Source organism: Campylobacter concisus UNSWCS, from assembly GCF_000466685.1.
GTDB lineage: Bacteria > Campylobacterota > Campylobacteria > Campylobacterales > Campylobacteraceae > Campylobacter_A > Campylobacter_A concisus_A.
In genome coordinates this window covers 42,833-51,804 of the sequence record NZ_ANNG01000013.1, presented here as the reverse complement: position 1 = coordinate 51,804, position 8,972 = coordinate 42,833, and the positions used below count along the sequence as shown (strand labels likewise).

Below are 8,972 nucleotides of genomic sequence, written 5' to 3'. Positions count from 1 at the left end.
TTAGATTAGGTTTTATTGATTAAATGTAGTAAATTTTTTATATTTGTTTTTATGTTATTGGGTTTATTTGTCTTTTTAAATTTAGTTTTTATCAATTTTTAAATTCTTTAGGCTGAATCTAACTTAAGAGTTTTTCTAAAAAATAAAGACATGGCTAAAGTTGAATCATAAACAAGTGTTATGTTTGATTAATTTTTTATATTAAAGCTCCAATGTATATGTCTTTATAAAATTTGATATAAATTTTTTAAAATTTTAACAATGTTTTTATTTTTTTAAAATGAGCCTATGAAGTTTGAAAACCCAAAGCTTAAGCTACTTGATGCGATAGACACAAGTAGCGACAAGGTAGGTTTAGTTAAAAAAGTGCTACTAAACAAAGACATAAGCGACGGAGTAAAAGCCAAAGCAGTTAATAGGCTAACTAAAAATAAAATTAGTCAAGGTGCAAAAACTAGCTATACATCTACTAAAAGCTCCAAAAATAATTAAAAGCCCTATCTTTAGGGCTTACTCTTTTTTTTTATAATTAAACAAAATTTATTCTTTTTTGCCAAAATAGGGTAGATTTGGCACAGCCACAAATGATAAATTGCCATTAAATTGCATAAAAGGAGCAAAGAAATGGCAATAACTACAACTGGGTTTCAAGCCCCAGCTACAAAACGTGATGGCTTAAAGCCCTCAGTCTATGACAACATAATCTTAATAGGTGCTGACGAGACGCCTATACTTAAACTAATTGGCACTTCAAGTGTTAAAGGTATAGAGCACTCCTCTCCAACTGACAGCTTAGCTGCCCCAAAGAAAAATGCACAGCTGGAAATTTCTGACTTTGATGATCAGATAAAATCAAGCGTGCAAAAGACTTCAAACGCAGTGCAAATTTTTACTTCAAACGTTAGCGTTTCAAGAAGTATGCAAGCAGTGGTTACTTACGGCGGTAAAGAGCTAGAGCGTGAGACTGCTAAAAGAGCAAAAGAGCATAAGCTAGATATGGAGTATGCTATCTTTGGTCTTGGTCGTGATGCTGATGTTAAAAAGAGTGTGTTTAAAGCACCGAGCGTTAGAACTGATGCAACAGCTGGAGAAATGGCAGGACTATTTTACTTCTTGGCTAAAGGTGCGGCTGCGTTTGCAAGTGGCAAGCGTGGAAACGTTGTAGCATTTGATAGCTCAGGCGACTGGAAAGGCACCCCAGCAGCACTAACTGAAACTGTGCTATCGCAACTACTTCAAAACATTTGGGATGCAGGCACAACTCCAAAAGATGTGTTTATCGGCGCAGAGTTAAAACCAGCTATCAATAAAATAGTGTTTAGATATCTTTTTAGACGTCAATTAATTATTTTAATATTAAAATTTATCGCTGAAAGATTGATATTTGGCATCATTAAAGCAATAATATCTATATTTTTAGAGAATTTTGTTTGAATATAGCCAACAAATTTGCTGGCATGGCAAATTTGTATGGTTTTTAATTCAAAATATCCAAAAGTATTTCACTAATTTTGATCTATCTTTTCTTTTAGAAATTCCAAAATTTCTTGTGCTTTTTCATTTAGCGACTCTTTTGGGATCTGCAAGAAGCTGCCTTCTTTTAAGATCAAAGCTACAAAATCATCCGTTTCGCAAGTGCCAAGAAACGCACCATATGAAAAATGAACCATGCTCGTTGCCGTGACAAACAAGACCTCATCATCATATATAACGATCTCTTGTTCGCGCTCAACATCGATTTTAGAGTAAATGGTTCTAGTAAATAAAACTGGTTTAATTATAGTCGCATAAATATAGAGCAAGACTATGCCGACACAAAGAACAATGGCTAAATTTTTTGCCAAAAAAGAGACGTCGGTCATATCCAAAAAAACTGTTAAGTCGTTCTCAAAAATGTCAAAAAGCACAAGCAAAGCTACTGCGCATAGCGCAGCAAATGGCAGCTCGATCGCTCTCATCAAAAATACAAATTTATTCTTTTTATAGACGACGCTCGAGACCTTGCGTAGTAGCTTTTTAAATTTAGCATCGTTTTTTATACTAAATTTCGCTCTAAATTTTTCATTTTGCATGTTATTTCTTTAAATTTTGGCTAAATTTCATCCGTGATGATCTCTATCTTGCTTGCATCAACCAAGCTGCCGTCTATGATGATCTCCTCTATCTTGCCAGCTCTTATGACGCCACTTTTTGGATTTTTTACACTTTTTATGCAGCTTTTTGTGCTCACATCGACGCTTGAATACTCAAAAGCAAGGCTTGTGTCCATAAAAATGCAATCTTTCACGACCAAATTTTCCACGTAGCAAAGCGCTTGCAAGCTCTTTATCGTGCAGTTTATGAGCGTCACATTTTTAGCGTTCCAAGCTAGGTATTCGCCTGAGATAAGGCAGTTTTGAGCGACCACGTTTTCGCAGTTCCAAAAGGCGTCTTTTGAGATGAGTTTTGAGTTTGTGATGCGAAGGTTTTTGCAACTATCAAAGCAGTAGTTGCCGTCTAAGTTTAGCCCATCAACCTCTAAATTTTCGCTATTTGCCCCGAAGTAATCCCCTTTTGCAAAGACGTTTTTTATCTTCACGTCCGCACATCCCCAAAGTGTCTCGGCAGCGTCTGAAAAATTTACATTTTCAAGTGAAATTTGCGAGCTTTTTCTAAAGCTTTTTGGCGCATTTATGACCACATCTTTGAAGCTTAAATTTGTGCTGTACCACATGCCAGCCCTTGCTAGAGGCTCCAAGTATCCGCCATTTAGCGTGATGTCGCTTGCGTACCAAAGTGGATATTTGTAGGCAAAAACGCACTCGTTTAGCTTTAAATTTGAGCTGTGTTTTAGTGGTGACTCGCCATCTTCAAAGATGCAGTTAGTAAAATTTAGCCCCTTTGCCCCAAACATCGCGCGCTCGCCAGTGAAAATTTCAGCGTTTCTCTCTTGCATTTTTGTCCTTTATTAAATTTTCTCTCAAAATTATACTGATTTTCTTAAATTTTATTGCAAATTGCCATTAAATTTATTTTAAAGACGCAAAGCGTTATAATCGCCCAAAAAAGGAGCAAAAATGGGTTTAAAATCAGACTCTTGGATAAGGAAAATGTCGGTTGAAAAGAAGATGATCGTACCATTTGCCGAGGAGCAAGTGGGGCGTGGCGTCGTTAGTTACGGGGTTTCTAGCTATGGCTACGATATCCGCGTGGGCGATGAGTTTAAAATTTTTACAAACATCGGCGGAACCGTCGTTGATCCAAAGAATTTTGATGAGAAAAATGTGGTCGATTTTAAGGGCGATGTCTGCATCGTGCCGCCAAACTCTTTTGCTTTGGCACGCACGATCGAGTACTTTAACATGCCTGATAACGTGCTAGCAATCTGCCTTGGTAAGAGCACATACGCAAGATGCGGCATCATCGTAAATGTGACGCCTTTTGAGCCGGGATTTAAGGGGCATATCACGATAGAGATCTCAAACACGACGCCACTTCCTGCGAAGATCTACGCAAACGAGGGCATCGCACAGGTGCTATTTATCGAGGGCGATGAGCCTTGCGAGGTGACTTATGCTGATAAAAACGGCAAATACCAAGCTCAAGAAGGCATCACGCTGCCTAGAATTTTAAAATAATTTTCATGCCTTTGCGACTTTGCAAAGGCTAAATTTATCGACCACTTTTTATAAAACCCTAAACAATAACGAAATTTTGACGAAATAGAAGCTAGAAAGAGCGAAGCTTTGATAAACAAATTTTAAATTTGGCACGGCTTTTGCTTAAAAAATTATAAAAATTAACTCTAATTAGCCATTTATAAATCAAAAATGACTAGCAAAAAGGCGCAAAATGTTTAACAACAAATCGATATTGATCACCGGCGGAACAGGAAGTTTTGGTAAAAAGTACACCGAAATTTTGTTAAAAAAATATAAGCCAAAAAGGCTAGTTATCTATTCACGTGACGAGCTAAAACAATACGAAATGGCTCAAATGTTTAAAGATAAGGCTATGCGTTTTTTCATAGGTGACGTGAGGGACTATAAACGTTTAAGAACTGCGATGAACGGCATAGACTACGTCATCCACGCAGCCGCGATGAAACACGTGCCAATCGCCGAATACAACCCAATGGAGTGCATCAAAACAAACATAGATGGCGCTCAAAACGTCATCGATGCCTCTTTGGAGTGTGGCGTTAGCAAGGTTATCGCACTCTCAACTGACAAGGCGTGCAACCCTGTAAATTTATATGGAGCCACAAAACTAGCTAGCGATAAACTCTTTGTCGCTGCAAATAACATTGTTGGAGACAAAAAAACAAGATTTAGCGTCGTAAGATATGGAAATGTCGTCGGCTCTCGTGGATCAGTCGTGCCACTCTTTAAAAAGCTAATCGCGCAAGGGGAAAAAGAGCTTCCTATCACGCATGAGAAGATGACAAGATTTTGGATCACGCTTGAGCAAGGCGTAAATTTCGTCCTTAAAAACTTTGAGAGGATGAAAGGTGGTGAAATTTTCATACCAAAGATCCCGTCAATGACGATGGTCGATCTTGCAAAGGCCCTTGCACCAGATATTGGTGTAAAGATCATCGGCATTCGCCCAGGCGAGAAGATGCATGAGATGATGATATCAAGAGATGATGCGCATTTAACCTATGAATTTGATGATTATTATGTTATTAGTCCGTCTATTCAGTTTTTAACAGCGCAGGACTTCTCGACAAACGCTCTTCATCAAAAGGGCAAACCAGTGAGCGAAGACTTTGAATATAGCTCAAATACAAATAAAATTTGGCTCGATAGAGCAGGTCTTCTTGAGATGATAGGAGATGCTAAATGATCCCTTACAGCCGTCAGCAGATCACAGAAGAAGATATCAAAGTAGTAGCAGATGCGCTAAGAGACGACATCTTAACAGGTGGTCAAAAGGTCAGTAAATTTGAAGATGAGCTGGCAAAGTATGTTGGCGTAAAGCACGTGATCGCTATGAACTCAGCCACTTCGGCCCTTCACGTAGCCTATCTTAGCCTTGGAGTAAAGGGGGGCGATGAAGTGATCACGACGCCTATCACCTTTGCAGCCACTGCAAATGCGGCTTTGATGGCAGGAGCGCAGGTTAAATTTTGCGATGTAAAAGCAAATGGTAACATCGATGAAGAGAGAATTCCAGCTCTTATCACACCAAAGACAAAGGTTATAACTGCGGTTGATTACGGCGGTAACCCCGTGGAGCTAGATAAGATCATGAATTTAGCCAAAAAATACGGCATAAAAGTGATAGATGACGCTTCTCACGCCCTTGGTAGCGTGCAAAATGGCGTAAAAGTGGGCGTTAAGGCTGATATTAGCATATTTAGCTTTCACCCAGTAAAGCCTATCACCACGCTTGAGGGCGGCGCGCTTGCTACAAACGACGATGAACTAGCAAGGCTTGCAAGGCTATATAGAAGCCACGGCATCGCTAAAACAAAGCTTTGGGATAGCGACATGAGCCTGCTTGGATACAACTACAGGATCACAGACGTAGCCTGCGCTTTGGGGCTTAGCCAGCTAAAAAGGCTGGACGGCTTTATCGCCAAAAGAAATGAGATAGCTAAATTTTATGATGAGAAATTTAGCGGGTGTGAATATTTTAAAACTATAAAAATCCCAGCAAATACAACAAGCTCAAGGCACCTATATCCAGTGCTTTTGGATGAGAAATTTTGGGATAAAAAAGAGCAAATTTTTGAAGCACTTTTGCAAAAAGGAGTTGGTGTGCAGGTGCATTATAAACCAACATATAAATTTAGCTTTTATAAAGCGCTTCTTGGCGAAATTTCACTGCCAAATGCGGAGAAATTTTATAGCGCCGAGCTTAGCATCCCATGCCACCATGGCATGAGCGTGGATGATGCTAAATTTGTCGCAAGCACGCTTTTTGACGTGCTAAAAAGCTTTAGTGAGCAAAAATGATCTGCATTATCCCAGCAAGAGGCGGCAGCAAGAGAATACCTGGCAAAAACATAAAAGACTTTTTAGGCAAGCCTTTAATCGCATATAGCATCGAGGCTGCGTTAAATTCTAAAGTTTTTAGCGAAGTAATCGTAAGCACCGATGATGAAATGATCGCAAATGTGGCTAGAGAATTTGGAGCTAGCGTGCCATTTTTTAGAGATGCGAGCTTAAGCGATGACTACGCGACAAGCACTGACGTGGTAAAAGACGCGATAAGGCGCGTAAATTCTGACTCTGACGTCTGTTGCCTCTATGCCACAGCACCACTCATAACGGCTGAAATTTTAAAAGAGGCCGCAGGAGAGTTTAAAAAGCAGGAGTGTAAATTTTTATTTTCAGCCACTGCTTTTGATTTTCCTATACAAAGGGCGATAAAACTTGATGAAAACGCTAGAGTTAGCATGTTTTACCCGCAGTTTGAAAAGACGCGCTCGCAAGATCTTGAGCCTGCATTTCATGACGCTGGGGCATTTTATTTTGGCAAAAAAGAGGCTTGGCTGGAGTGCAGTGCTTTGTTTGCGCCACACTCAAAGGCGTATTTATTGCCAAGAAATTTAGTCTGCGACATCGACACGCTAGAGGATTTTGAGTTTGCTAAGAAGCTTTATTTGATAAATAATGGAAAGATCTGATTGAAAAAATTTAAAGGACTCCCCCTGCTAAAAACGCTCGTGCGCGCTGATAGTAGCAGCAAGATAGGGCATGGGCACATCAGGCGAGACCTTTTGCTTGCTAAAAAATTTAATAACATCTCATTTGCATCTTTAAGGCTTGAAGGTGACATTTTTGATGAGATAAACTACCCTAAATTTAGCTTAACAAGTGGCGAGATAGATGAGCTTTGCGAACTTATAAAAGATAATAAATTTGAACTTCTCATCATCGATCACTACGGCTTTAGCTTTGAATATGAAAGAGCTATAAAAGAAAAAACTGGCGTTAAAATTTTATCATTTGACGACACTTACGAAAAACATTTTGCAGACTACATTTTAAATGTAAATTTATATGCGAAAAAGGCAAGATATGAGGGGCTGGTAGAAAAAGGCTGTGAGGTATTTTGCGGGAGTGAGTTTTTGCTAGTTAGAGATGAGTTTTATGAAGAAGCGCAGGTAAAAAGGGAGAAAATTTACGACTACGCTATCATTCTTGGAGGCACTGATATCTCAGGGCTAAGTGCTAAAATTTCAGAAAAATTGCTCTTAAAAGGGCTAAAAACAGCCGTCATAACAACTAGCGGAAATAAAAACTTAAGCGCACTAAAAGAGCTAGCTAGTAAAAACGAAAATTTTAGCCTTTTTGTAGATAGCAAAAACGTAGCAAAGCTCATGAATGAGGCCAAAATGCTCATCATAACAGCAAGTTCGCTTGTAAATGAGGCTTACGTTTTGGGAGCTAAATTTAAAGCCGTTTGCGTAGCGGATAATCAAAAAGAGATCTTTGCTTGGCTCAAAGAAAATGGGTATGAGGCTTACTGGGGAGATGAAATTTGCTTGAGCTTATAAATTTTACCTCGCTTAGTGGAGAGCAAAAACTGATGGTCTTAAAGTGGCGAAACGACGAGCGTATAGCCAAATTCATGAAAAACAAAAGCGTTGGCAAAGAGGAGCATTTTGCTTTTTTAGAGAGATTAAAGAGCATTCAAGATAAGATCTACTTTTTAGTAAAAGACGAGGGTGAATTTATCGGAGTGGTGAGCTTCGTTGATATAACGAAAGAGAGTTGCGAATTTGGCGTTTATAAAAACCCAGAGCTAAAAGGTGTGGGCAAAAAGCTGCTTGATCTCATAAAAGACTACGCTTTTTTTACATTAAAAGTTGGCTCGCTAAAGGCAAAAGCTTATAATAACAACGAAAAAGCGCTCTCACTTTATGAAAATTTTGGCTTTAGGATCTATGCAAAAGATGATGAGTTTAGCTATCTTGAGCTTAAAAATGAAACGGACTAGCGGATGAAAATAGGAAATTTTGATACAGACAAAAAGGTCTTTATAATAGCAGAGCTCTCTGCTAATCACAGCGGTAGCCTAAAAACGGCGGTAGATACGATAAAGGCGGCTAAACGAGCTGGAGCTGACGCGATAAAGCTTCAGACATATACGCCTGATAGTTTGACTCTAAATTCGCACCTAGATGATTTTGTCATAAAGGGCGGACTTTGGGATGGGAGAAATTTTTACGATCTCTACCAAGAGGCACTAACGCCAAGAGAGTGGCATGCTGAGCTTTTTCAAGTGGCAAAAGAGGAGGGACTTATCTGCTTTTCAAGCCCATTTTGTAAGGACGACGCCAACTTCTTAGAGCAGTTTAACCCACCAGCTTATAAGATCGCAAGCTTTGAAGTGACGGACTATGATTTTGTAGAGTTTGTGGCCAAAAAAGGTAGGCCCATCATCATCTCAACTGGCATAGCCTACGAAGAAGAGATACAAGCCGTGGTGCAAATTTGCAAAAATGTGGGCAATAACGACATCGCCCTTTTAAAATGCACTTCAAGCTACCCAGCGCCGCTAAATGGCATGAATTTAAAAACGATAGCTGATATGAGAGAGAAATTTGGCGTTGAAGTTGGCTTTTCAGATCACACTTTGGGTGTGACGGCTCCAGTAGTGGCGGTTAGTTTGGGTGCTAGGATAGTTGAAAAACATTTTATACTTGATAAAAGCGTAAAAAGCGTTGATGGCGCATTTAGCCTTGATGAGAGCGAATTTACTCTTATGACAAAGTGCGTTAGGGAGGCTGAGGAGCTTTTGGGCGTGGTAAACTACGAGTTAGATGAAAAAGCGGTTTTAAACAGGAGATTTTCTCGCTCGCTTTATGCAAGCGCAGATATAAAAAAAGACAAAATTTTTAGCGAGCAAAATGTAAGGAGCGTGCGTCCAGGATATGGCTTGCACCCTAAATTTCTAAAAGAGCTAGTCGGTAAAAAAGCAAAAAGAGATATAAAATTTAGCGAGAGATTAACAAAAGAGGATTTATAAGGAGGAAA

Annotated in this window: 11 protein-coding genes; 9 read left to right on the top strand and 2 right to left on the bottom strand. The window is 39.3% G+C overall.

The window, feature by feature from the left end; translation table 11 throughout:
- Nucleotides 1-288: 288 nt before the first annotated feature.
- Both UNSWCS_RS04775 and UNSWCS_RS04770 read left to right on the top strand, forming a co-directional pair.
- Nucleotides 289-492: a hypothetical protein gene (locus tag UNSWCS_RS04775; RefSeq protein WP_021087547.1), complete on the top strand. Its 204-nt coding sequence runs from the start codon at nt 289-291 to the stop codon at nt 490-492.
- A gap of 132 nt (nt 493-624) precedes the next feature.
- The gene (locus UNSWCS_RS04770) at nt 625-1,434 is read left to right on the top strand and encodes a DUF5309 family protein (protein ID WP_021087521.1); all 810 of its coding nucleotides are present in this window, start codon (nt 625-627) and stop codon (nt 1,432-1,434) included.
- A 71-nt stretch (nt 1,435-1,505) separates the two neighbouring features.
- Here the strand turns inward: UNSWCS_RS04770 and UNSWCS_RS04765 are convergent, their stop codons facing one another.
- Both UNSWCS_RS04765 and UNSWCS_RS04760 read right to left on the bottom strand, forming a co-directional pair.
- On the bottom strand, nt 1,506-2,072 hold the full coding sequence (locus UNSWCS_RS04765; protein ID WP_021087545.1) for a YcxB family protein: 567 nt from the start codon (nt 2,070-2,072) through the stop codon (nt 1,506-1,508).
- Nucleotides 2,073-2,092: 20 nt separating this feature from the next.
- The gene (locus UNSWCS_RS04760) at nt 2,093-2,935 is read right to left on the bottom strand and encodes a DUF3737 family protein (protein WP_021087539.1); all 843 of its coding nucleotides are present in this window, start codon (nt 2,933-2,935) and stop codon (nt 2,093-2,095) included.
- A 121-nt stretch (nt 2,936-3,056) separates the two neighbouring features.
- On the opposite strand from UNSWCS_RS04760, the gene dcd reads away from it, so the two are divergent.
- The 7 genes from dcd to pseI all read left to right on the top strand — a co-directional run bounded on the left by dcd (nt 3,057) and on the right by pseI (nt 8,964).
- The gene (dcd, locus tag UNSWCS_RS04755) at nt 3,057-3,617 is read left to right on the top strand and encodes a dCTP deaminase (protein ID WP_002939953.1); all 561 of its coding nucleotides are present in this window, start codon (nt 3,057-3,059) and stop codon (nt 3,615-3,617) included.
- A gap of 214 nt (nt 3,618-3,831) precedes the next feature.
- On the top strand, nt 3,832-4,827 hold the full coding sequence (gene pseB / locus UNSWCS_RS04750; RefSeq protein WP_021087523.1) for a UDP-N-acetylglucosamine 4,6-dehydratase (inverting): 996 nt from the start codon (nt 3,832-3,834) through the stop codon (nt 4,825-4,827).
- Complete coding sequence (gene pseC, locus UNSWCS_RS04745) at nt 4,824-5,942, top strand: UDP-4-amino-4,6-dideoxy-N-acetyl-beta-L-altrosamine transaminase (RefSeq protein WP_021087519.1); 1,119 nt, start codon at nt 4,824-4,826, stop codon at nt 5,940-5,942. Before pseB ends, pseC begins: the two co-directional genes overlap by 4 nt.
- The gene (pseF, locus tag UNSWCS_RS04740) at nt 5,939-6,616 is read left to right on the top strand and encodes a pseudaminic acid cytidylyltransferase (protein WP_021087530.1); all 678 of its coding nucleotides are present in this window, start codon (nt 5,939-5,941) and stop codon (nt 6,614-6,616) included. Before pseC ends, pseF begins: the two co-directional genes overlap by 4 nt.
- Nucleotides 6,617-7,489 (top strand): UDP-2,4-diacetamido-2,4,6-trideoxy-beta-L-altropyranose hydrolase, encoded by an 873-nt coding sequence (pseG, locus tag UNSWCS_RS04735; RefSeq protein ID WP_021087543.1) that lies wholly within the window; start codon nt 6,617-6,619, stop codon nt 7,487-7,489.
- Nucleotides 7,474-7,932 (top strand): UDP-4-amino-4,6-dideoxy-N-acetyl-beta-L-altrosamine N-acetyltransferase, encoded by a 459-nt coding sequence (pseH, locus tag UNSWCS_RS04730; RefSeq protein ID WP_021087537.1) that lies wholly within the window; start codon nt 7,474-7,476, stop codon nt 7,930-7,932. The genes pseG and pseH overlap by 16 nt, the downstream gene beginning before the upstream one ends.
- 3 nt (nt 7,933-7,935) lie before the next feature.
- Nucleotides 7,936-8,964, top strand: a complete 1,029-nt coding sequence (pseI, locus tag UNSWCS_RS04725) for a pseudaminic acid synthase (RefSeq protein WP_021087522.1) — start codon at nt 7,936-7,938, stop codon at nt 8,962-8,964.
- Nucleotides 8,965-8,972 lie beyond the last annotated feature (8 nt).